A 21,187-nucleotide genomic window follows, 5' to 3' on the forward strand; every position below is an offset into this window, starting at 1 on the left:
GGGTCAGAACAACCACAGCAACCGCAGGTTGACCCGCTGCTGTTCCTTGAAGCCGTTGTCGACCGATACGTCCTGGCCGTAATTGAGCAGGGCCTGGAAGGTGGGGGTTATCCAGTAGGACGAGCCGACACGGTACTTGGCAGTGTCGGGTTCATCGTTCTGGTCCTGGCCGTCGATGCGGGTCTCTCCACCCCAGAGTCGTGAGGCTCCCACGTGCACCGACAGCTTTGGCGTCACTGCGTATCTGAGGTAGGTCTGGGCTTGCCATAGTGGCTTCTGGCGCAACGTCAGGCCCTGGCTGGTGAGGTCGTCATTCTTGTCGAACAGCGTCACGTCCGCGGTAAGGTCCAGGGACAACCTTTCAGTGAGGCCGGTGACATAGCCCGTTTGCAACGTCAGCTTCCAGCGGTTTTCCCCCAGGTTCAGCGCATCGTTGCGGTCATAGTGGCCGGTCGGCACGTACAGGTAGGGAGCAATGCCCCAGTAACGGTTTTTCGCCGGGTCATTCACCAGCCACAGGGTGCTCGCCAGGACCAGATCGCCGACGCCATTGGCTTGTCCCAGGGCGTCGTTGTCGCGTTTGCCTTCCATGCGGCCGAAGGGCAACAGGAACTGGGTGTTGATCGTATAGTCACCCAAGGTCTGGTAATGCGCGACGCGCAAGATGCCGATCTCGGAGTCGAGCCCGGCCTTGATCGGCACCTTGTGCCCGTCACTGTACAGCGAGCGCCGCTGCGTATCCTGCAGGTACAGCAGGCCGATAGTGCTCCCGGCTGGCAGCGCCGCGGTGTATTCCCCGGCGTCCACATCGATGGCGTGGGCGTTGCCCGCCAGAGTGGCCAGCACAAGGCCGGCGCCGAGGGATGAAGTGCCAGGCGCGCGTGCCAAGGGCCGAACGCGCGCAGGGGTACCTGTGGAGATCTCCATGAGTCACCTGTTTTGTTTTTGTTGTTTTTGCGGAGGGAGAGTGTTCGTGCGCCATCGCCTGGAGCCAAGGGCTCACATGGGAACTGAACGGCGTCAGTGAATGGCTCAGCGGGTCAGATAGCGGTAGGCCGCCGTTTCGAAACCCAGATAGCCAGAGACCGAGATGGGGTCGGCGAACGGCAGTATCTGGGTGGCCCAAAAACCACCGATGCCGTTCTTGCGATCGATCCAATAGAACAGATTGGCCAGGCCAGCCCAGGCCAGAGAGCCCGCCGGGCGACCGGTGTGCGCATCCTCGTCATTGATCATGAAACTCAGCCCCCAGGACTTGGGCATGCCCGGGAAGAATTCTGCGGTGTTGGTGAGGCTCGGGATAACGCCGGGCAGGGCTTTGATCTTCAGGTTGTCGAGGCCGTTTTTTTCCGCCACGCGAATCGTCTCCGGCCTCAGGATCCGCCCATGATCGCCTTGTCCATCGTTCAGCCAGGCACGGATAAACCGACAATAATCCTGCACGGTTGAATACAGGCCATGGCCTCCCATATGCACTTCGGGATCCTGCGGCAGGATGAAATCCTCGAGTACGCTCAGCGATCCATCCACTTCACGCTGGTGCAGGCAAGCTCGCCGCTGGAGCATCGACGGGGTCATGGTAAAGGCGGTATCGGTCATGCCCAGCGGCTCGAAGATACGCTGCTGCATGACTTCGCCCAGGCGCTGTCCGGTAATGGCCTCCACCACCAGGCCGGCCCAATCCAGGTTGGAGCCGTATTCCCACTGTTCTCCGGGCTCGAACAGCAAGGGTGTTTGCAGCGCTGCCAAAGACCCGCTGATGATGCCGGGCAGTCCCTGTTCCCGGGCAAGTCCGTTGTAGTGTTCGTTGAAGAACTCATAACCAAAGCCTGCGGTATGAAGCAGCAGCATGCGGGTGGTGATGGGTTTTTTCGGCGGGCGCAGGCGAGGGCTGCCGTCACTGTCGAAGCCCTCGAGCACCTGCTGTTCGCCGATCATCGGCAGGTAGTCCCTGGCGGGCGCATCGAGATCCAGTCGACCTTCCTCGACCAACTGCAGCACTGCCGTGGCGGTGATCGCTTTCGTCGCGGAAAACAGGGCAAAGACGCTGTCGGTGGTCATTTCCCCGGCTTGACCGAGTGTGCGTTGGCCCGAAGCGCCTTCATAGATCAGGCCGTCACGCCCGGTGATGGCGGCGACCACGCCAGGCACGCGCAGCGGTCCGGCGGTGACGGTATCGAACAAGTGGTTGAGTGACGAAGTAAGACCTGTATTCATTGTTCTTATTCTCCCTACACCCCTCCATGGACCGGCTGGCGCTCATGGCGAGGTGTGCAGTGGTAGGACTGTCTGGCCCGACCGTGAAGCGCTGAACGTCGGGGCCAGTGGAGAGTAAGAACATGCAATCAGGGCGTCTGTCGGTTGCCGGCAGAGGGTGTCGGAATCAGGCAGTTAATGTATATGCCGGGCAGGTGAGGCGATGCAAAAATCGGTTCAGGCAAAGATCCGGCAGCAGGAATCGGTGCGGGTCAGCGGGCCCTTGTCCTCCAACAATGGCGAGATCGTGCTGGAGTGGGCGTTGAGCGGCGGCGGGGTGTTATTGCGCTCGATGTGGGACGTCAAACCGATGCTGGGGCAGGGGCGCCTGGTGCAAGTGCTGCACGAATACACCCTGAGCGCCAACGTCTGGGCGGTGTACCCGACCCGACTCAGCCAGTCGGCGAAGTTGCGGGTGTGCGTGGAGTTTCTGGAGGAGTACTTTCGCGAGATGTCGGTTGAGTGAGGCTCTGGCGATGCAGAACTTGCCTCGGGACTTGAGTTCGCACCGATTACCTGTAGGAGCTGGCTTGCCTGCGATGAACCGGAGAGCGCCGCGGAGTGTCAGGTTTCCAGCGCTATCGTTGACGACCATCGCGAGCAAGCTTGCTCCTACAAGTTATCGTAACCAGGGATTTTCGGCCAGGTGCCTGGATTCGAAACTGCGGATCTGCCCGGCACGCTGCAGCGTGGTGCCGATGGCGTCCAGGCCGAGCAGCAGCGATTGCTTGCGCAGTTCATCGATCTCGAACGGGATCACCGAACCGTCGGCCAAGCGGATGTTTTGCTCGGGCAGATTCACGCTGATCGTTGCTGACTGAGCATCGCTGATAACGCTTGCGATTTGATTCAGTTGATCCTCGGACAGCTGAATCGCCAACACCCCGTTTCGCTGACAGTTGTCATAGAAAATCCCGGCAAAGCTCGTGCCGATCAGCGCCCTGATCCCCACTTGCTTCAAGCCCCAGACCGCATGCTCGCGACTCGAACCACAACCAAAGTTGGGCCCGACCACCAGGAACGCGGCGTCGCTCCAGGCAGGTGTAGACCAGGGTTTGCGACGCCAGCAAGTGTTCGATTTCAGAGGTGCCGATACCGAAACCGAAGGCGCCCAACGCCCCGTAAGTCGTGGTGTGACTAAAACGACAGAATATTCATCGCGGAATCTGCATCAAGAGCCGTTAAGTGAAGGCGTTGCGCACGTATTGTGAATAATGAGTTGCACGCAGAAGGAGAGGCGAGCGCTAATCTGTGGCGAGGGAGCTTGCAGTGGGAGTAACGGTCTTGATGGCCTTTATTTTTGAGGCTTATTTGATAGACCGCAGTGCTCCCACAGGGGGATGCGCCCAATCAGCCATGCGTGGCGTTCTTGAGCCAGCTTTCAAAACTCGTCGTGCCCAGGATCGTATTGTCGCCCGGCGTCAGCGACTGGTCGTCGATCGGCGCTCCGAAGTACGGAACGGTACCGTCCGAAACCGCCTGGCGCGGATCCTTGATGTGTTTCAGGTACTCACTGACGAACTCCACCAGCGGTCGGCGCTCGGGGCCGGCCACTTCCACGGTCTGGTTGCTCGGCATTTTCAAGGCGATATCGGTCAGTGCCGCCGCCACATCGATCGAGGCCACCGGTTGCAACGCGGCGCAATTCAGGTGGATGGTGTCGCCGTCCTCGCGGCCCGAGAAGGCAATGGCGCTGATGAACTCGAAGAATTGCGTGGCCCGCAGGATGGAGTAGGGAATGCCCGAGGCCTTGATCAGTTTTTCCTGGGCCATTTTTGCCCGGAAGTAGCCGCTGTCGAGCATCCGTTCGGTACCGACAACGCCCAGCGCAACATGGTGTCTGATACCGTTGACTTTCTCCGCCGCCAACAGGTTTTTCCCCGCCGTTTCGAAAAAATGCAAGGCCGCGTGGTCTTCGAATGAGGGCGAGTTGGCCACGTCGACCACCACGTCGGCATTGTTCAACGCATCGAGCAACCCTTCACCACTGATGACGTTGACGCCGGTACTGGGTGACGCCGCCAGGGTTTCATGCCCCAGTGCCTGCAGGTTTTTGCACAGTTGGCTGCCGATCAGGCCGGTGCCGCCGATGACGACGATTTTCATGGTCGGTTGTCCGTTGCGGTGAGTGCTGCATTCATTAAACACCCGCTGAACGGGAACGTCGGGCGCACCCATGCGTGGACCGACAGGTGGTCGGAAGTCCGCGCGCCAAGTGGAATAAACCGCGTTTCTTTGCTTTAGTCCACCTGTGGCTGGCCGGTGCGCCCAGCACCCCGACGCAGCAGTAAGCCCTGACGGAAGAATCCCATGAGCCCTCGATTTTCACCTTCCGCCGCCTGGGTTGCCGCACTCGCATTCGCAGCCTTGCCCTGCATCGAGGCGGCCGAATACACCCAGGTCAATACGACTGCCAGCACCATTGCCTTCACCTATAAGCAGTTCACCTCGCGGGCCTATGGCACCTTTGGCAAATTCGCCGCCACCCTCGATTTCGACACGGAAAATCCCGCCGCCGCCCACGCTGCCCTCAGCATCGACCTCGACAGCATCGACGCCGGCAGCAGCGATGCCAACGAAGAACTGCAGAAACCCGCCTGGTTCGACACGGCGAATCATCCAGTGGCGAGGTTTGAATCGAGTGGCGTGCAAGCGCTGGGCAACGATCGCTACCTGATCACCGGCCAACTCACGCTCAGGGGGATGACGCGCGTGGTGGAGGTACCGGTGCAGCTCAAGGCCGACGACGCCATCGGCATATTCGATGGTCAGCTGACGGTAAAACGCAGCGACTTCGACATCGGCGAAGGCGAATGGGCCGATGGCGTGGTGTCCAACGATATCCACATCCGGTTTCGCATGGTTGCGCCACAGCAGTAGCGTCAGGACGTCCATGGAGCCCATGTCCTGGCGTTGTGGAATCCGATCGCCCTAGACAAAGACTTCCTGCTGGTCTGTCTTGCGTTTTCTGAGTGCGGCCAGCATATCCCTCTCGGTCATCCCGCTGGCCCAGGAAGGGCGCAGTTGATAGTGGGGCTCATCCTTGAAGGTTTTCCAGTTTCCGCCCCACTCCAGACCCAGGTCCATCGCCAATACCCCGACGGCTTTGTACTTGGGCGAATTGCCCAGGTACTTGCCCCCTTCGAAGATACCGATATCGAACGCGATGCCGAAGTTATGGTTGGACTGGCCACCTTTGGCATTGGTGACCGTCGGGCCATTGTCAGGGCGACCTCTGGCGTAAAGCGCATCTTGTTCCTCGTAAGTTCTTAGTCCACTGATGATCTTGATGGTGATGCCGTTAAGTCTGGCTTTCTGTATGAGTGCAATGGCATAGGGGCGCACTGGCGGCAGCAAGGTGTCGATGGTCTTTTTACTTTTGGGGTCCAGGTCGGCGCTGGAGTTATCTGCCAACGTTGCGGCTTGATCGGGTATCAGGCGTTGGGCAATGGCGGTCCAGGTTTGTGGCCCGGGTTTACCGTCGACTTCTACGCCGACAGCGGCTTGAACGGCACAGATCAGTTGTTGGATATCCATTGCTCTGTACTCTTTGTGTTAATTGAATTTTACAGCGGTTGTTAATGTAGGTTTACAGTCCTGCTGTGGATTTTTATAAGGGATTAGTTAAACGTTAGATGCTGTGGCGGAATTGATCAACTTGTCTGGGGTGATATAAGCTGTATCATTGTTATTACATATCTGTAACGCTGACTTATCAGGTTTGGTGAGTTTGGTGGTTTATCGTTAATGTTTGTTGCTGATACCAGGCGTCTCATCTAAGTTATCTTGGGAGCCGTTTACAAGTGCAGGCTATTGATAGACGGCACGTTCACTTTCTATGTCCGGCAGGCTGTCGGAAAGGAAGGTCACGATGGCCAAACCCACCCGCAGGCCGCAACCCCTGATATTGATCCGCGGGTTCGGCGGGCTCAACGTCGAAGACGAGAAAAAGACCGCCTATCAAGGCTTCAACGACGGCACGGTCTACCCCCAGAAGCGTGGCGAAAACTACATTTATGAAGGGTTTATCCTCAGATTCTTGAAGTCTTCCTGGCAATACCAGGATGCAACTAATGTCGTCGGCTATTACGGTGAAAATGTCAGTCTGATCGCGCCGGCCATTCCTGCTGAACTGAAGACACTGGATTTGGACTTTTTCAGCAAAGGCAAGTTGATCATCGATCCGGCCATGGCGTTGCACCTGGTACGCACGGCGAATGACCCTAATCGGACATTGTGGGTATTTCGCTACTACGATCTCAATGATCGCAAAATGGTCGCCTACGGCGCTGCACTGCTGCGTCTGATCGACTTTATCCGGGCCCTGGCCAAGCTCAAGAACCCTGGGCAACCTGAGCCGATGGTCAATATCATCGCTCACTCCATGGGCGGTCTATTGGTCCGGCAGGCGATTCAACAGACGATTCCGGATGCTAAACGCAAGCCAGCCGATCTGATCAACAAAGTGGTGACTCTCGGTACGCCCCATCAAGGCATTGCTTTTCAAGTGTTGAAAAAATGGGTCGGGACCGAGGCGCAAAACGAGATCGAGCATTTCAATCCCGACATTCAAAAAAGCACGGACAACACAACGTCATTCACTAAATTTGGCGAGTGCTTCCCGCTGGATCGCCTGTTGACCGTGGTGGGTACCAACTACAAATCCTACGATGTCGGTTCTGCCTCCCTGGGTAACCGGCTGTTTTCCGTGGCCGACGAATTCGGCATGAACTACAACCGCAGCGACGGCCTGGTCAAACAGAGCTACGCGCAGATTCCGGGTGCGCCACGAACCTTCGTGCACAAGTGTCATGGCGGTTTCGACTCGCTGGTAACGGCCCGGGAGTCGTTCGAGATCGCCACGCGATTCTTCTTTGGCAACGTCAAAGTGCGGTTGCGGCTGGTGGAAGGTGAAGTGCTGCGCGGCATGGATATGTTCGGCAAGAGCGAGTTCTTTTTCGGCGTCTCGATCAAACCGCGCGGGGTCGATTTCGAACTGTTCCATCAGGGCGCCGATTCGGAAAACTGCTATGGCCCTTTTACCAAGACCAGCCTGACCGACCCGGCTGTGGAGTTCGGCTGGGCCGGCCCCGACCGGCTGATTTGGGAAGGGTATCTCAACACCACGCCCATTCTGGAAGATGCCAGCATCAGCAAAAAAGACATGGTCATGCGCCTGGACTTTTATGTCGGCGAGCGCGATCTGTTTGGGGTGGGTTTTTCCGATAATGTGATTTTCAGAAAGCAGTACTACGTCCGCGGATTGCTGTTGCCGCCTTACACCATGTTTATCCATGACGGAGAGCAGTTCGCGGCACCCGGTTATGTCGACGATCCCAAGACGCTGATGACAAAAGTGGCCAAGGGATGGGAATTCGATGTGACGGGGACAGGCTTCAAGGGGCGTTTCAGGATAGAGATTGACCAGGTGCCTGAGTGATAAACCTGAATTTGCCGGAGTGGGCGAGGGGGCCAAGGCTTTGGTTTAGCGGTGTTGCTAAGGGCCCCATCGCGGGCAATCCCGCTCCCACAGTGATCAAGGCTGTTGCACAAATAGAGTGAATAGCACAATACCCTGTGGGAGCGGGCTTGCCCGCGATGGGGCCGGCACAGTCAACACTTCAATCACCTGACCCACCGGCATCAGCCCCGATGCAGCCTCGCATTGTGAAACCTGACCGGGCACTCGTGACGCAGGGCGTGGGGAGCAATCATGCCAACGCAGAGTACTTTTGCGAGTAACCCGCCTCGACACGTTATGATAGGCAGCCCCGCGATCAACGCTTCACATCCGCCCCACGGAGTCAGCCCCTGCAATGCCCCAGATCACCCATTACCAATCCCCCTGCCCAGAGCCCGTCAACAGCCAGATCCTGCAAATGGTCGTCGACTACCTCACCGACATCAGCATGGTCGCGATCCCGCCGAGCAACCTGCTGTACAACATCTACCAGTACGCGATCGGCTATGAGGTTCATCTCTATCTGGAGGCCTTGAACGGGACGAAGGGGATTGCCGTGGAGTTGCTGGTCGCGACCGACGATGACGACCCGGAAAAGGTAGTCGGCTTTTTGCTGTACCTGCCGGTCAAGGATGATCCTGACGCGTGCGGCGTGGCGTATATGGCGGTGCATGCAAGTCATCGGCGCCAGGGCATTGCCCGGCGGATGCTGCGGGAGATGGTCGGCCGCTACCCCCATGCCGAATTGAACTGCGCCGTGGCCAAGGTGCCGTATTTCGAGTCGATGGGCTTTCAGGTGGTGGGCGTGCGTGGGACTCAGGTGCTGATGAACACTCGCGACCATGGCAGTGAAGGTTTGATGGGGCTGTTGGATGTAGCGTCGATCTACAGCTCGCTGGAGGTGCGGCAGATCCATACGTATCTGCTGCAGAAACACGGCAAGCGGGCGATGCTCGATGCGGAAAAGCAGCGGGATCGGCATCTGGACCAGATGACGCGCAAGGCGCAAGAGTTTGTGCGCGAGCGGCTGGGGTAACCCGGTTAACGGTGGGAGCGGGCTTGCTCGCGAAGGCGGCGGCTCGGTCTCACTGCCTGAACACCAACGCCTTCAACCCGCATTCAACATCCGCATCCGGAAATTCCGGCGGGTTCTCCAGCCGTTGCTCGAAGCGCAGGCTCGGCGCTTCACGCATGACGCCCTCGATCAGGAAGTCCGCGCCGAATGCCGGGTCGTTCATGCAGGCCAGCACCATACCTTGGGGGCTGAGCAACTCCGGCAGGCGACGCAACACTCGCTGGTAGTCCTTGGTCAGCAGAAAACTGCCTTTCTGAAAGGACGGCGGGTCAATGATCACCAGGTCGTACGGGCCCTTGCCGATGACTTTGCCCCAGGACTTGAACAGGTCGTGGCCCAGAAACGTCACCCTGCCCAGGTCATGTCCGTTCAGTCGGTGATTGTCACGGCCTCGGCTCAGCGCCGGGCTGGACATGTCCAGGTTGACCACATGGGTCGCGCCGCCTTCGATGGCGGCCACCGAAAAGCCGCAGGTGTAGGCAAACAGATTCAACACGCGTTTGCCCTGGGCATTGGCCCGCACCCAGTCGCGGCCGTAGCGCATGTCGAGGAACAGGCCGGTATTCTGTTTGCGCCCAAGGTCGACCCGATAACGCAGGCCGCCCTCGGTGATGGTCATGTCCTCGATCGCCTCCCCGAGCAGCCACTCGGTGGTGCTTTGCAGCAGATAACGATGTTGCAACGCCAAGGTATGAGCACCGGATGTTGCCCACTCAGATGATTGAGTGAGTTGCAGCAGCCGCTGTTTCAACGCCTCCAGTTGCGCCGCTTCGGGTTCCTTGAACAGCGACACCAGCACCACGCCCTGCAACCAGTCCACCGTCAATTGCTCCAGCCCCGGCCAGCAGCGACCGCGGCCGTGGAACAGCCGGCGGGTTTCTGCCGGGGCGGCGGCCAGGGCTTTGAGCAAATGATCGTGGAGGATGGAGAGCGCGTCAGAGTTCATCGGGCAGGGTCGGCAACAGGTTGGGGCGGCATTTTAAACACAAATGCTCCCCAACGAACCAACGGCGCACGGGTTTACCCGTCCACCGAATAGCTGACCGCCAATCGACGATCAAGTCTGATGATGGCGATGCCGGGGGCAAACAGGCGACGCCTGCCTTGGCAATTATCACGATTAATTTAACTTTTCGTGAGGATTTGGCGATTGGCCGGCCCCCATACTCGGCTCCAACGACCAACCGCCGGGAACGCATCATGTCCTCGCTACCTGCTTCATCCCATCCTCGCTGGCTACGCCTGACCCATTGGCTCAATGCGCTGGCGGTGCTGGTCATGGTCACCAGCGGCTGGCGGATCTATAACGCGTCGCCGCTTTACGAGTTCAGTTTTCCCGCTTCGATCACCCTGGGCGGCTGGCTCGGCGGTGCATTGCAATGGCACTTCGCAGCAATGTGGTTGCTCGCCTTCAACGGTCTCGTCTACCTGATCCTCAACCTCTTCAGTGGTCGCCTGAAACGACGCTTTTTCCCCGTCTCGCCCCGTGGTGTCCTGCATGACCTGTGGGCCGCATTGCGCGGGCGGTTGGGGCATGCCGACCCGAGTCATTACAACCAGGTGCAACGGGTGGCGTACCTGTTCGTGATGGTCGACATCGCGCTGTTGGTGATCTCCGGGCTGGTGCTGTGGAAGTCCGTGCAATTCCCGCTCCTGCGTGAGTTGCTGGGCGGATACGAAGGCGCGCGGCATGTGCATTTCATTGCGATGGCGTTGTTGGTGGCATTCGTCGCGGTGCATCTGTTGATGGTCGCGCTGGTACCCAAAACGTTGTGGGCCATGATCGTCGGTCGCAAGGAACCCGTATGAAAAAGCACATCGAAGGCTCGGCGCTGGACGAGTCGTCCATCCTGACCGACGCCCGGAAAATCATTGCACCGCAGATCGAGGATCGTTCCCGTCGCAACTTCCTGATGCGCGGCCTGACCCTCGGCGGCGTGGCCATGTTGTCCGGCTGCAACCTGACCGACAACGACAGCGTCGAGACGGCCTTGTCCGCCATGTCCCGGTTCAACGATCGGGTGCAGGGCTGGCTGTTCAACCCCAACGCGATGGCGCCCACCTATCCTGAGTCGATGATCACCCGGCCGTTTCCCTTCAATGCCTTCTACGGCATCGATGAGGCACCGACGGTGGAGGAAGAGGCTTATCGCCTGGAAGTGACCGGGCTGGTCGCCGACAAGCGCAGCTGGCGCCTTGAAGAGCTGCGCGCCATGGCGCAGACCGAGCAGATCACCCGCCACATTTGCGTCGAAGGCTGGAGCGCGATCGGGCGCTGGGGCGGCGTGCGGTTCAGCGATTTCCTGAAACGGATCGGTGCCGACACCGATGCCAGATATGTCGGCTTCAAATGCGCGGACGACTATTACACCAGCATCGACATGGCCACCGCGCTGCATGCGCAAACCCTGATGGCGCTGACTTATGACGGCGCGGTGCTGCCTCGCGAGTACGGCTTCCCGATGAAGCTGCGCATGCCCACCAAGCTGGGCTACAAGAACCCCAAACACATACAGGCGATATTCGTCAGCAACACCTACAGCGGGGGCTACTGGGAAGACCAGGGGTACAACTGGTTCGGTGGCAGCTGACGACGTCTGGCAATTTTATTGCGCAGCTCACGCTGCGTTCATTCGCAACCTGTGATTCAAAGGAGTTTCATCATGAAAGTGTTAACGACCGCAGTACTGTCGATGTGCCTGGCAATGGGTGCCGCCTCCGTGTTCGCTACCGATGCCATGAGCAACGACAGCATGAGCAAGGATTCGATGTCCAGGGACGCCATGAAAAAGGACGCCATGTCCAAGGATTCCATGGCCAAGGACTCGATGAAGAAAGACGAGATGTCCAAGGATTCCATGGGCAAAGACGCCATGAAAAAAGATGCCATGTCCAAGGACGCCATGAAGAAGGACGCCATGGCGCAGTAATTCGAACACTGTCAGTCGTGAGCTACCGCTTTCAGGACTCTCGATTTTTGTCATTGCCTGTATCAAAAATGAATTTCCTCGGAGTCCGCTGCTCATACCTGTAAGCAGCGGAATTCAGACCGCGAAGTCATTTACGTAATCAGGGAGTGACACAGTCATGAGTCCAGTATCGACGACAGGTGAGTCGCGCCTTGACGGATTGATTCTTGTGGTTGAGGACGACCCGTTGATCCTGGAGTTTCTCTGCGAAATTCTTCAAGAGGAAGGGTTTGCGGTTGAGCCGCAGGCCAGTGCAGACGCCGCATCAGTCTATCTGGAGCGGCACTCCAATAAAGTTCGTCTATTGCTCACGGACATCACCATGCCTGGCAAACTCAATGGCGCGGATCTGGCCAACCAGTTCGGCGATCGCTGGCCGGACAAGCCGATCATGATCATGTCCGGCTTCGAAACCCCGAAATCCTCCGGGGTGCGGCATCAGGTTTCGTTCATCAAGAAGCCTTGGGCGCTCGGGCAACTGCTCGATTGTGTGCAAAATGCCTTGGATTCACACAAGACACTGTAGGAGCACGGTGGTGTACATTGCATGAAATACCCGCCTGGCTCTTGCAAAAGGAAGTGCCCTTTGCCTGCTCACCACTCCATCTTCAACACCCCATACCGCGCCTTTCTATTCGACATGGATGGCACCGTCCTCAATTCCATCGCCGCCGCCGAACGGATCTGGACCGCCTGGGCCGTGCGCCATAAGGTCGATGTCGAGTCTTTCCTACCGACTATCCATGGTGCCCGTGCCATCGACACGATCAATCGTCTGGCGCTGTCCGGGGTGAATGCCGAGGCTGAAGCGGCATTTATCACTGAGGCGGAAATCGAAGATGTCGAGGGGATAGTCGAGGTGGCGAGCGCCGCTCGCTTCCTCAAATCGTTGCCAGCCAATCAATGGGCCATCGTCACCTCCGCGCCCAGGGCGTTGGCACGGAGGCGGATGGCCGCGGCGGGGATTCCGCAACCCGAGGTGATGGTCACTGCCGAAGACGTCAGCGCCGGCAAACCCGATCCTGCAGGTTATCGACTGGCGGCCAGGCGGCTGGGTGTCGAGGTGACCAAGTGCCTGGTTTTCGAAGATGCGGCGGTGGGGATTCTCGCGGCTGAGGCGGCGGGGGCGGGCCTTGTGGTGATGACATCGACCCATGTTCATCCGATCGAGACGCCACATGCGACGCTGGTCAGCTATGACAGGGTGACCGCAGTAGTGGATTCCGACGGCCAGCTTCGTCTTCACACCCTCTAACTGTGGGAGCGAGACCGACTTGCCAGCGAAAGCGGTCTTTCAGACACATCAATGCTGAATGTACCGACGCTTTCGCTGCGGGCGGCGATCCGACAAGCCAGCTCCTGCAGGGGGGTTATGGTGTTTCAGTAAATCCCGGGAATCAACCGCCAGCTTCGGCTGCAATAAGCCTCGTATTCATTACCAAACTGCGCCCTCAACAGCGCTTCTTCTGCATGGATGCGCGCTACCAGCGGAATCATTGTCAGCGCGACCAGCAACAGGCCGACGCCCGAGCGAAACGCCAGCGCCCAACCCACGGCAGTGATCAACATCCCGAGGTAGCTGGGGTTGCGCAACTTGCGATAGATCCCGTCGGTGACCAGGCGATGCCCCGGTTGAATCGCCACCAGTCCACTGAAGCGATTGCCCAGCACAAACACCGGCCACAGCCGCAGTGCACCGCCGATGATGAACAGCAGGACACCGAGCCAGCGCACGCCCTCGCCACCGAAGGTCCAGAAATCGATTCGGTCCGTGTAGGCCGGCAAAAAACCGCTCAATAGTCCAATCACCCCGAACGCCGGAAGCACCCAACGATTGGCCCGGTCCTCACGTTCGCCGGAGCTCAGGTTGACCTCGGTGAACAGCGAGGCGATTGCCATCACCAGGGTTGCCAGCACCACGACCACCAGCGGCGCATGGGAAAAAAACGCTGCAAACCCGCCCATCCCCCACACCGCGAGCCCCAGGTAGGCGAGGGTGACAACGATGGCGAAAAGCGCCAGCCTGGCGGAGATTTTCATGATCGAACTCCCAAGGGGCATATCACAAAGTGTAGGAGCTGCCGCAGGCTGCCCACGCAGCGCCTACGCCGCGTAGTCAGTCCGGGCATTGCGCCGAATCACCTGTGGCGGCTGGCCGAACGCCCGAAGGAACGCTTCTCGCATGCGCCGACGGTCGCTGAAGCCGGTCTCGACGGCAATCTGATCAAGATTCAACCGTCCGCGTTCCAGCAACTGTCGGGCTGCTTCCAGGCGCAGGTTCTCGATGGCCTTGGCCGGCGACTGGCCGGTTTCGGCGCGAAAGGCCCGGCTGAATTGCCGAGGGCTGAGGCGCGCCACGTCCGCCAGGTGCTCCACCGACAAGGCCTCGGCGAGGTGTTCCCGGGCATAGCCCAGCACGGTCTGGATGCGGTCGGATTTCGGTTCCAGGTCCAGCAGTGCCGAGTGCTGCGACTGACCGCCTGCACGGCGGTGGTACATCACCAGCTTCTGTGCCACGGAACGGGCCAGTTCGGCGCCGTGATCCTTTTCCACCATGGCCAGCGCCAGGTCGATGCCGGCGGTCATTCCGGCGGACGTCCAGATCGAACCGTCGATGACGTAGATGCGGTCTTCTTCGACCTTGATCGACGGGAACCGCGCTTGCAGGTCCCGAGCGTACGCCCAATGGGTGGTCGCCCGTCGACCGTCCAGCAAACCGGCCTGGGCCAGGACAAAGGCGCCGGAGCAGATCGATGCCGTGCGGCGAGCAGTCTTGACGCTGGCGCGCAGGTAATTCAGCACCCCCTCGGGCGCCTGCTGGAGGATGGCATCGCCGCCGACCACGATCACCGTATCGAACACCCGCTCATCGAACTCCTCGGTGCCGACACTCAGGCCACCGGAGGCGCGTAGCGGGCGGCCGTGCTCGGACAACACGCTGACGTCATACAGCGCTTCGCCGGCGCTGAAGTTGGCGTATTCGAACACTGGCATGGCCGCCAGCGCCATGGACTGGAAACCTTCAAAAACGACAAACGCCACGCAAGTCATCGCCAGTTCCTCAAAGGGTCATGTCCTGAAAACGTACTTTAAACGTCATTTGCCAAGCGCGTCAGCCCATTTATAACGGATCACTCCCCGGCGAATCTATCGTCTCACTGTGAAGGAAAATCGACATGGCCCTCTCATCCAAAGGCACCGCACTGATCACTGGCGCATCTTCGGGCATCGGCGCGGTCTACGCCGAGCGTCTCGCCCGGCAAGGTTTCGACTTGATTCTGGTCGCCCGCAGCCGGAGCAAGTTGAACGGCCTGGCCAATCAGCTCAGCAACCAGACCGGCCGCGCGGTGGAAGTGGTCGCCGCCGACCTGAAAGACAAAGCCGACCTGCTGCGAGTCGAAGAGATACTGCGCCACGACGCGAGCATCACCTTGCTGGTCAACAATGCCGGGGTCGGCGGCGTCATGCCATTGCTGGGCAGCCCGGTGGACGACATGGAAGACATGATCACCCTCAACGTCACGGCGTTGATGCGCCTGGCTTACGCGGTGGTACCCGGCTTCGTCGCCCGCGGCACCGGAACCGTGATCAACATCGCTTCGATCGTGGCCATCGCTCCGCAAATTCTCAACGGCGTGTACGGCGGGACCAAGGCCTTCGTCCTGGGCTTGAGCCAGTCGATGCATCACGAGCTGGCCGACAAAGGCGTGCGCATCCAGGCCGTATTGCCCGGTGCCACTGCCACGGACTTCTGGAGCGAGGCCGGCAACCCGGTAGAAAACCTGCCGCAGGAGATCGTAATGTCCGCCGAGGACATGGTCGACGCCGCCCTGGCGGGCTTGGCCCAAGGCGAAGTGGTGACCATTCCCGGCCTGCACGACGGCGAGCAGTGGGACCGCTATGAAAGCCAGCGCATAACGCTGGCCGGGTTGTTCGGCAACTCCACGGCGGCACCGCGTTATCGCTGACACGACAAGTCCGGGGGCCGGGGTGAACTAAGCTAGGGTAATGAGCGTTCACCCTTGGCTCGTTGAAACGATCGAGGAGCCGGTGGCGTGCCAAAGGGGAGCCACCATGCTTCACATCAGAACACCATTGATTCTGCACCCAGGCCTGTCGACCCCGACCCGACGCATCTGGCTCAAACTGGAAAACCTGCAACCCAGCGGTTCGTTCAAACTGCGCGGCATGGGGCTGTTGTGTACCCAGGCAAAGGCGCAGGGCAAACGCAAAGTGGTTTGCCCCTCTGCTGGCAACGCCGGTTTCGCCACGGCCGTGGCCGCCGCCAGTCTGGGCCTGAAAGCCTGCATCGTGGTGCCGCATACCACCCCGGAAACCACCCGCGCCAGAATCCGCAAGACCGGTGCCGAGGTGATCGTGCATGGCAAGGTCTGGGACGATGCCAATCAGAAGGCCATGGAGCTGGCACAGGGTGCCCACACCGAATATGTGCCGGCCTTCGATCATCCGGTGTTGTGGGAGGGGCACAGCAGCATGGTCGATGAAATTCTCGAGGACTGTCCTCAGGTCGATACCCTGGTGACGTCGGTCGGGGGCGGTGGCTTGCTGGCGGGGATCCTCACCGGCTTGATCCGCCATGGCCGCATGGACTGCCGGATCGTCGCCTGCGAAACCCAGGGCGCCGCTTCTTTCTCGGCGGCGCTTGCTGCCGGGCATCCAGTCCGATTGCCGCGTATCGACACGGTCGCCACCTCTCTCGGCGCGGCTCAAGTGGCCGCCTGGCCGGTGCAGCACATCCACGATTTTGCTCACCAATGCGTGGTGCTCAGCGATGACGAGGCGATCATGGGCGTGGTGCGTTATGCCAACGACCTGCGACAGTTGGTCGAACCGGCGTGCGGGGTTTCATTGGCGATCGGCTACCTGGACCATCCGGCGATTGCCGATGCCCGGGACGTAGTGATCGTGGTGTGTGGCGGGGTGAATATCAGTGCGCAGAAGGTTGCCGGGTGGGCGCGTTTGTCCACCGCGAGCGAAAAATAGAGAGAAAGCGAAGGCAGGGCCGGAAACCCTCTCCGGGTGTCACAAGCCCCACCGCTCATTTTTCAGTGATCATTGCCCGGCAGGCGTGCCTTCCTGAACCAGAATGGCTCGGGCCAGCTCTTCATCGCTTGCCTTCAGGCCAGGATTGTTCTGGCGAACCTGCTGTAATACCGACTCCAGGTACACCCCACGAATCGTGCCGCCACTGGCCACGAAGCTGGAAGCGTCATCCCGGGCGGGAATCATCATTTTGTCATCCTTGAAGGTCGAATACAGGGACGCGGAAAGACCCGCCGAGGTGGCGACATCGCTTGCATCCACATCGGCCAGGGCCGAACCGACGGGCAAGCAAAGCACTAGCGAAGAGATGAGAAACAGGCGGCGCATGACGGAGTCCTCCGAAAGCATGAAGCGTAAAGGAAGTGCTACATACCTTAAGATGCCTGATGGCACTCAGTAGTTCCTTGCCGCACAAACTATCACTTCAACCAATAACCGCGATCCCTGTAGGAGCTGGCTTGCCCGGTGAGGTTCAAGACGGTATCTACAGGGCCACTCGTGCCAATCCAGAACAATTGTATTGCCCCTACCTGTCTGTTTCCCCACCGCGGGGCTGCGTACCTTGGGTTCATTGCAACCAGACAAGGATCTCCCCATGCTGCACCGATTGGTACTGCCGTTTGCCCTGTTGTTCTCCCTCAATGCCGCCCACGCCGCGGAAGCCGAAAAATGGTACCCGTCGAAATACGGCGCCAAGGATGAGATCGGCGCGCTCAATCTATTGAACGCCGAGTCGGTGCTCAACGCCGCGACACTGATCAAGACGGGCAAAACCTACCCCTTGGCCGTGCCCATCGATAAAAACCTGCCGGCCTTCCGCCATCGCAGTTTTCACCTGACCAACATCCAGCCCGGCGAAGCCGGCGGCACCACCATGGGGCCGAACAAGTTCACCTTCAACGATGAGCTGGTGGTGGGCTGGACCGGCGTCGGCACCCAACTCAACGGCATCGGCCACATCGGCATCGACAATGTCTATTACAACGGCAACCGCGCCGCGGACTTCGTGACCGTGGAAGGGGTGCAGAAACTCGGCATCGAAAAAGTCCCGCCCATCGTCACCCGAGGCGTGGTGCTGGACATGACAGCGGTGTACGGCAGCGCCATCGTGCCGGAGAAAACCGAGTTCAGCGTCGCCGACATCCAGAAAGCCCTGGACCTGCAAGGCATTACCATCCAGAAGGGCGATGTGGTGCTGTTCAACACCGGTTGGCTGGAATTGCTGGGCAAGGACAACGAGAAATTTCTCGCCGTGGAGCCGGGTATCGGCATGGCGGCGGCCAAGTGGCTGGCGGACAAGCAGATCGTCGCATTCGGTGGCGATACCTGGGCGTCGGAAATCTACCCAGGCACAGACGGCCAGGAGTTCCCGGTCAATCAATTCATGCTGGCCAAAAACGGGATCTATAACCTCGAGCTGATCGACAGCCGCGCGCTGGTCCGGGACAAGGCCTGGGCGTTCATGTTCGTGCTGGGGCAACCGCTGTACAAGGGTTCGACCCAGGTCAACATCAATCCGGTGGCCATTCGCTGACACCCATCTTTAACTCGCAACGGGCCCGGGGATGACTTTATCGCCTGGCCCGTTTTTGTCGTTGGATTGTCCTTTGAATAGAGAACATATGGATAAGGTTCCTTCCCTTTGCAGCATCGCGGCACGTCTGCGCCTCAAACAATTGCGCCTGCTGATCGCCCTGGATGATCGCGGGTCACTGCACAAGGCCGCCGAGCACATTTCGATTTCCCAGTCCGGCGCCACCAAGGCCTTGCATGAGGTCGAATCGATGATCGGCATGCCGCTGTTCGAACGCCAGCCCAAAGGCCTGGTGGCCAATGAAATGGGCCGGTGCATGATTCGTTATGCGCGGCTGATCTACAGCGACGTCGCGCACCTGCGCGAAGAAATGATCAGCATCATGCAGGGCCAGGGCGGGCGGCTGTCGGTGGGGGTGATCATGGGGGCCGTGCCGCTGCTGACTCGGGCCTTGACCGAGTTGCGGCTCAAGCAGCCGCAGCTGTCGGTCGAACTGGTGGAAAACACCAGCGCCACCTTGCTCGGCTTGCTGGATCAGGGACGGCTGGACCTGGCCATTTGCCGCGCCAGCGTCGGCCAGCGCTCGGCCACTTACGACTGCATCGAATTGACCGAGGAGCCCTTGGCGGTGGTCGCCAGCAAGCAGCATCCGCTGGCCGCCGCCGACGCCTTGCAGCTATCGCAGTTGAGCGACTACCGCTGGGTGGTCTATCCCAAGGACATGCCGATGCGCCAGGCCCTGGAGCGTGAACTCAACGAGGCGGGCCTGCAGGTGCCGCGTTATCCCCTGGAAACCTCGTCGACCTTCGCCACCATCTTGCTGGTGCAGCAGGATCCGACCCTGTTGGCGGTGATCCCGGTGGAAGTCGCCCGATTCTGCGAGCAGTTCGACCTGCTGGTGAAACTGCCGGTGTCGATGCGGGCCTTGATCGAACCTTACGGGGTGATCAGCCGGGCCGGCGCCGACCTGTCGCCGGCGGCGGCCCTGTTGATCAACGAATTGCAGCAGGACCTGACTACTTGATCACGATCGGATTCACTGGCACCCCGGTGCCGCCGACGATCTTCAATGGCGCGGCTGTCTTACGTCTGGATCTGACTGTGTAGGAGCAGCCAGCGGCAGCTCCGACAGGGGATTGATGTTGACCCGGGGGGATTATTTGATCGGTGAGAAATCAGCGGGGATCAGCAATTTCGACTCCATCTTCTCCAGCATCGCAAACGCGATCGGCACAAAGCCCTCAAGCCAATCCGGGTCCTGATACAACGCGGCGCGTTTCCTGATCCGGTCATCCAGGCTCTCGTAGGCCCAGATATGAATCACCTGGTTCAGCTCGCCGATTTCGGTGTACCACCAGCCCACCAGGGTGGCGTAGCGGGAGATCACCGGCAGGCCGTTTTCCTCGAAGTGCTTGAGGTAGGTCTGCATTTTTCCGATGTGGAGGGTGTAGGTGCGCATTTCGTAAAACATGGGATGTGTTCTCTCAGGAATGAATGCCGTGGAAAGCGTTGCTGATGATCCGTTCGATGTCGGCGGCGGTGGTCAGGCGCGGGTTGACCAGCACGTTGCCGCTGCGCATCGAGTCGCTGAGCATCTGCGGCATGTAGTCCAGATCCACGCCCAGGTCCTTGATGTTGCCGGGGATGCCGATGGCCTGGTTCAGCGCCACCACGTGTTCCATGACTTTGTGCCCGGCGCGGGCCGGGCTCAGGCCGTCGACGTTCTCGCCCATGGCGATGGCGATCTCGCGAAAAAGCTCCGGGCAGGCCGCCAGGTTGTATTCGATGACGTAGGGCAGCAGCGTGGCGTTGGCGATGCCATGGGGAATGTTGAACACCCCGCCGAAGGTGTGGGAGATCGCATGCACGTTGCCCAGCTTCGATTGAGCGAACGCCACCCCGGCCAGGAACGAACCGAGCAGCATCTGTTCCCGGGCGTGCAAGTCCGAGCCGCTGAAAAACGCTTTTGGCAGATGCGTGCAGATCATCTTGATCGCTTGCAGGGCCAGGGCCTGGCTGACCGGGTTGGCTTGCTTGGAGACGTAGGATTCGATGGCATGGGTCAAGGCGTCCATGCCCGTGGCGGCGGTGATCGACGGCGGCAACTTCAGGGTCAGTTCGGCATCGAGAATCGCCAGTGTTGGAAACAGCGCCGGGCTGATGATCACCGTCTTGAACAGGGTCTTGGTGTTGGTGAACACCGTAGAGGCGGTGCATTCGCTGCCAGTGCCGGAGGTGGTCGGTATCGCGAAGATCGGCAACGGTGGCTGCAGCAGCTTGTCGTAGCCTTCGTAGTCGAGGATGTTGCCGGGGTTGGTGGCCATGGCCGCGACCCCCTTGGCGGTGTCGATGCTGCTGCCGCCGCCGACACCGATCACCGAATCGCAGTCATGGTTTTTCAGGAACGCCACGGCGCGCTCCAGCACATCGGTGGTGGGGTTGGGCTCGACCCCGGAAAACACTTCGTAGCTGACTTCGCTTTCGGCCAGCGAGGCAAAAAAGCCTTCCAGCACGCCCGATGCGATCAGCCCCTGATCGGTGACTACCAGCAGTTTTCTGCGCACATGGGGCTTGAGCAATGCACCGGCCTGACGCACCAGGCCGTTACCGCTCTTCAAGGTCGTGGGGAAGTAAAACTGAAAGGGGTTCATGGGTTTCTCCGGTACTTATTGGTGCGCAAACACTAATAAGCGCCGCAGACGCCCGATAATGAAAAGGTCTGATCCGGTGATCACCCTTTGTCATCCCCCGTCTAGCCTGGACGGCGGGCCGTTACCCCGGAACATTCCGATCTTTTGGGGGGATGACATTCAGTGATCCCCCAATCA

General features: G+C 59.6%; 23 protein-coding genes and 2 pseudogenes. 13 read left to right on the forward strand and 12 right to left on the reverse strand.

Annotated features, from left to right (window positions below; all coding sequences use genetic code 11):
• Positions 1-3: 3 nt before the first annotated feature.
• Complete coding sequence (locus tag PMA3_RS10640; RefSeq protein WP_064677104.1) at positions 4-927, reverse strand: transporter; 924 nt, start codon at positions 925-927, stop codon at positions 4-6.
• Positions 928-1,032: 105 nt separating this feature from the next.
• Positions 1,033-2,217 (reverse strand): methyl acetate hydrolase AcmB, encoded by a 1,185-nt coding sequence (acmB, locus tag PMA3_RS10645; protein WP_064677105.1) that lies wholly within the window; start codon positions 2,215-2,217, stop codon positions 1,033-1,035.
• A gap of 181 nt (positions 2,218-2,398) precedes the next feature.
• Between acmB and PMA3_RS10650 the strand changes: the two genes are divergently transcribed.
• Positions 2,399-2,722, forward strand: a complete 324-nt coding sequence (locus PMA3_RS10650) for a LysR substrate-binding domain-containing protein (protein WP_257784588.1) — start codon at positions 2,399-2,401, stop codon at positions 2,720-2,722.
• Positions 2,723-2,875: 153 nt separating this feature from the next.
• Here the strand turns inward: PMA3_RS10650 and leuD are convergent.
• The 3 genes and pseudogenes from leuD to PMA3_RS10660 form a co-directional block, all read right to left on the reverse strand.
• Positions 2,876-3,298: pseudogene (gene leuD, locus PMA3_RS10655) on the reverse strand (3-isopropylmalate dehydratase small subunit); the annotation flags it as partial.
• Positions 3,276-3,395: pseudogene (locus PMA3_RS32330) on the reverse strand (aconitase family protein); the annotation flags it as partial. The pseudogenes leuD and PMA3_RS32330, both read right to left, overlap by 23 nt.
• Positions 3,396-3,606: 211 nt before the next feature.
• The gene (locus tag PMA3_RS10660; protein WP_064677107.1) at positions 3,607-4,362 is read right to left on the reverse strand and encodes an SDR family oxidoreductase; all 756 of its coding nucleotides are present in this window, start codon (positions 4,360-4,362) and stop codon (positions 3,607-3,609) included.
• A 204-nt stretch (positions 4,363-4,566) separates the two neighbouring features.
• Between PMA3_RS10660 and PMA3_RS10665 the strand changes: the two genes are divergently transcribed.
• Positions 4,567-5,136: a YceI family protein gene (locus tag PMA3_RS10665; RefSeq protein ID WP_064677108.1), complete on the forward strand. Its 570-nt coding sequence runs from the start codon at positions 4,567-4,569 to the stop codon at positions 5,134-5,136.
• Positions 5,137-5,187: 51 nt separating this feature from the next.
• On the opposite strand, the gene PMA3_RS10670 is transcribed toward PMA3_RS10665, so the two are convergent.
• Positions 5,188-5,793 (reverse strand): M15 family metallopeptidase, encoded by a 606-nt coding sequence (locus tag PMA3_RS10670; protein ID WP_064677109.1) that lies wholly within the window; start codon positions 5,791-5,793, stop codon positions 5,188-5,190.
• Between the two features lie 334 nt (positions 5,794-6,127).
• Here PMA3_RS10670 and PMA3_RS10675 point away from each other — a divergent pair, with 334 nt between their 5' ends.
• Both PMA3_RS10675 and PMA3_RS10680 read left to right on the forward strand, forming a co-directional pair.
• Positions 6,128-7,696: an esterase/lipase family protein gene (locus tag PMA3_RS10675; protein ID WP_064677110.1), complete on the forward strand. Its 1,569-nt coding sequence runs from the start codon at positions 6,128-6,130 to the stop codon at positions 7,694-7,696.
• Positions 7,697-8,072: 376 nt separating this feature from the next.
• A complete protein-coding gene (locus tag PMA3_RS10680) occupies positions 8,073-8,753 on the forward strand; it encodes a GNAT family N-acetyltransferase (RefSeq protein WP_064677111.1) in 681 nt (226 codons plus the stop codon).
• 49 nt (positions 8,754-8,802) lie between these two features.
• Here PMA3_RS10680 and PMA3_RS10685 read toward each other — a convergent pair whose 3' ends face one another.
• Entirely contained in the window at positions 8,803-9,738 is a 936-nt protein-coding gene (locus PMA3_RS10685) for a class I SAM-dependent methyltransferase (RefSeq protein ID WP_064677112.1), read from the reverse strand.
• A gap of 254 nt (positions 9,739-9,992) precedes the next feature.
• Here PMA3_RS10685 and PMA3_RS10690 point away from each other — a divergent pair, with 254 nt between their 5' ends.
• The 5 genes from PMA3_RS10690 (at position 9,993) to PMA3_RS10710 (ending at position 13,016) form a co-directional block, all read left to right on the forward strand.
• On the forward strand, positions 9,993-10,601 hold the full coding sequence (locus PMA3_RS10690) for a cytochrome b/b6 domain-containing protein (RefSeq protein WP_064677113.1): 609 nt from the start codon (positions 9,993-9,995) through the stop codon (positions 10,599-10,601).
• Positions 10,598-11,383 carry a molybdopterin-dependent oxidoreductase gene (locus PMA3_RS10695; protein ID WP_064677114.1) on the forward strand — a complete coding sequence of 262 codons (786 nt, stop codon included), beginning with the start codon at positions 10,598-10,600 and terminating at the stop codon, positions 11,381-11,383. Before PMA3_RS10690 ends, PMA3_RS10695 begins: the two co-directional genes overlap by 4 nt.
• Positions 11,384-11,455: 72 nt before the next feature.
• Positions 11,456-11,722: a pentapeptide MXKDX repeat protein gene (locus PMA3_RS10700; protein ID WP_064677115.1), complete on the forward strand. Its 267-nt coding sequence runs from the start codon at positions 11,456-11,458 to the stop codon at positions 11,720-11,722.
• A 157-nt stretch (positions 11,723-11,879) separates the two neighbouring features.
• The gene (locus PMA3_RS10705) at positions 11,880-12,287 is read left to right on the forward strand and encodes a response regulator (protein WP_064677116.1); all 408 of its coding nucleotides are present in this window, start codon (positions 11,880-11,882) and stop codon (positions 12,285-12,287) included.
• Between the two features lie 21 nt (positions 12,288-12,308).
• Positions 12,309-13,016 carry an HAD-IA family hydrolase gene (locus tag PMA3_RS10710; RefSeq protein ID WP_064677117.1) on the forward strand — a complete coding sequence of 236 codons (708 nt, stop codon included), beginning with the start codon at positions 12,309-12,311 and terminating at the stop codon, positions 13,014-13,016.
• Between the two features lie 125 nt (positions 13,017-13,141).
• Here PMA3_RS10710 and PMA3_RS10715 read toward each other — a convergent pair whose 3' ends face one another.
• Complete coding sequence (locus PMA3_RS10715; RefSeq protein ID WP_064677118.1) at positions 13,142-13,801, reverse strand: methyltransferase family protein; 660 nt, start codon at positions 13,799-13,801, stop codon at positions 13,142-13,144.
• Positions 13,802-13,864: 63 nt separating this feature from the next.
• Positions 13,865-14,812, reverse strand: a complete 948-nt coding sequence (locus PMA3_RS10720; RefSeq protein WP_064677119.1) for a GlxA family transcriptional regulator — start codon at positions 14,810-14,812, stop codon at positions 13,865-13,867.
• Positions 14,813-14,937: 125 nt separating this feature from the next.
• Between PMA3_RS10720 and PMA3_RS10725 the strand changes: the two genes are divergently transcribed.
• Positions 14,938-15,729, forward strand: a complete 792-nt coding sequence (locus PMA3_RS10725) for an SDR family NAD(P)-dependent oxidoreductase (protein ID WP_064677120.1) — start codon at positions 14,938-14,940, stop codon at positions 15,727-15,729.
• Between the two features lie 106 nt (positions 15,730-15,835).
• Positions 15,836-16,765: a pyridoxal-phosphate dependent enzyme gene (locus PMA3_RS10730; RefSeq protein WP_064677121.1), complete on the forward strand. Its 930-nt coding sequence runs from the start codon at positions 15,836-15,838 to the stop codon at positions 16,763-16,765.
• 69 nt (positions 16,766-16,834) lie between these two features.
• On the opposite strand, the gene PMA3_RS10735 is transcribed toward PMA3_RS10730, so the two are convergent.
• On the reverse strand, positions 16,835-17,152 hold the full coding sequence (locus PMA3_RS10735; protein WP_064677122.1) for a DUF2388 domain-containing protein: 318 nt from the start codon (positions 17,150-17,152) through the stop codon (positions 16,835-16,837).
• A gap of 268 nt (positions 17,153-17,420) precedes the next feature.
• Between PMA3_RS10735 and PMA3_RS10740 the strand changes: the two genes are divergently transcribed.
• Both PMA3_RS10740 and PMA3_RS10745 read left to right on the forward strand, forming a co-directional pair.
• The gene (locus tag PMA3_RS10740) at positions 17,421-18,359 is read left to right on the forward strand and encodes a cyclase family protein (RefSeq protein ID WP_064677123.1); all 939 of its coding nucleotides are present in this window, start codon (positions 17,421-17,423) and stop codon (positions 18,357-18,359) included.
• Positions 18,360-18,447: 88 nt separating this feature from the next.
• Positions 18,448-19,383: a LysR family transcriptional regulator gene (locus PMA3_RS10745; RefSeq protein ID WP_064677124.1), complete on the forward strand. Its 936-nt coding sequence runs from the start codon at positions 18,448-18,450 to the stop codon at positions 19,381-19,383.
• Between the two features lie 132 nt (positions 19,384-19,515).
• On the opposite strand, the gene PMA3_RS10750 is transcribed toward PMA3_RS10745, so the two are convergent.
• Positions 19,516-19,830, reverse strand: a complete 315-nt coding sequence (locus tag PMA3_RS10750; protein WP_064677125.1) for an NIPSNAP family protein — start codon at positions 19,828-19,830, stop codon at positions 19,516-19,518.
• Between the two features lie 13 nt (positions 19,831-19,843).
• Positions 19,844-21,010, reverse strand: coding sequence for an iron-containing alcohol dehydrogenase (locus tag PMA3_RS10755; protein WP_064677126.1), 1,167 nt, complete (start codon positions 21,008-21,010; stop codon positions 19,844-19,846).
• Positions 21,011-21,187: the final 177 nt, after the last annotated feature.

It is taken from the genome of Pseudomonas silesiensis (genome assembly GCF_001661075.1).
In the GTDB taxonomy this organism is placed as follows: domain Bacteria; phylum Pseudomonadota; class Gammaproteobacteria; order Pseudomonadales; family Pseudomonadaceae; genus Aquipseudomonas; species Aquipseudomonas silesiensis.